The organism is Bradyrhizobium sp. HKCCYLR20261, assembly GCF_051168435.1.
Lineage (GTDB): Bacteria > Pseudomonadota > Alphaproteobacteria > Rhizobiales > Xanthobacteraceae > Bradyrhizobium.
This window is the reverse complement of sequence record NZ_JBNPUZ010000043.1, coordinates 1-1004: the sequence shown is the minus strand read 5'-3', so window position 1 is coordinate 1004 and position 1004 is coordinate 1. Positions and strand designations below refer to the sequence as shown.

1 protein-coding gene is annotated in these 1004 nt (G+C 65.5%); it reads left to right on the top strand.

Annotated elements, in window-relative coordinates; translation table 11 throughout:
* A partial coding sequence (locus ACQR1L_RS35090) for a chemotaxis protein CheA (protein WP_434862475.1) occupies positions 1–1004 on the top strand: 1004 nt, incomplete at both ends.

Sequence of the window (1004 nt, the reverse complement as noted above, 5' to 3'; positions counted from 1 at the left end):
CGCCTCTCCGCCTATCATGAAGGCGGCCACATCATCATCTGCATCGCCGACAACGGCCGCGGCCTCAACACCGAGCGCATCAAGGCCAAGGCTGTCGCGAACGGTCTCGTCACCGAGGCCGAGCTCGAGAAGATGACGGAAGCGCAGATCCACAAGTTCATCTTCGAGCCGGGCTTCTCGACGGCGGCCGCCGTCACCTCGGTCTCCGGCCGCGGCGTCGGCATGGACGTGGTGCGCACCAACATCGACCAGATCGGCGGCACCATCGACATCAAGTCGGTCGCCGGCGAAGGCTCGTCGGTCACCATCAAGATCCCGCTGACCTTGGCCATCGTCTCGGCGCTGATCGTCGAGGCCGGCGGCGACCGCTTCGCGATCCCGCAGCTGGCCGTGGTCGAGCTGGTGCGCGCGCGCGCCAATTCCGAGCACCGCATCGAGCGCATCAAGGACACCGCGGTGCTCCGCCTGCGCAACAAGCTGCTGCCGCTGATGCATCTGAAGAAGCTGCTCAAGATCGACGACGGCTCGTCGTCCGATCCGGAGAACGGCTTCATCGTCGTGACGCAGGTCGGCAACCAGACCTTCGGCATCGTGGTGGATTGCGTGTTCCACACCGAGGAAATCGTCGTCAAGCCGATGTCGACCAAGCTGCGTCACATCGACATGTTCTCGGGCAACACCATCCTGGGCGATGGCGCGGTCATCATGATCATCGATCCGAACGGCATCGCCAAGGCGCTGGGCGCCGCCGGCTCCGCCTCGCAGGCGGTCGCCGACGAGCATGCCGCGCATCACGCCATCGGCGGCGAGCAGCTCACCTCGCTGCTGGTGTTCCGCGCCGGCACGGCGCATCCGAAGGCGGTGCCGCTGGCGCTGGTCACGCGCCTCGAGGAGATCGCGGCCGACAAGATCGAGATCAGCAACGATCGCTACATGGTTCAGTATCGCGACCAGCTGATGCCGCTGGTGCAGATGGAAGGCGTGTCGGTGCAGACCTCGGGATC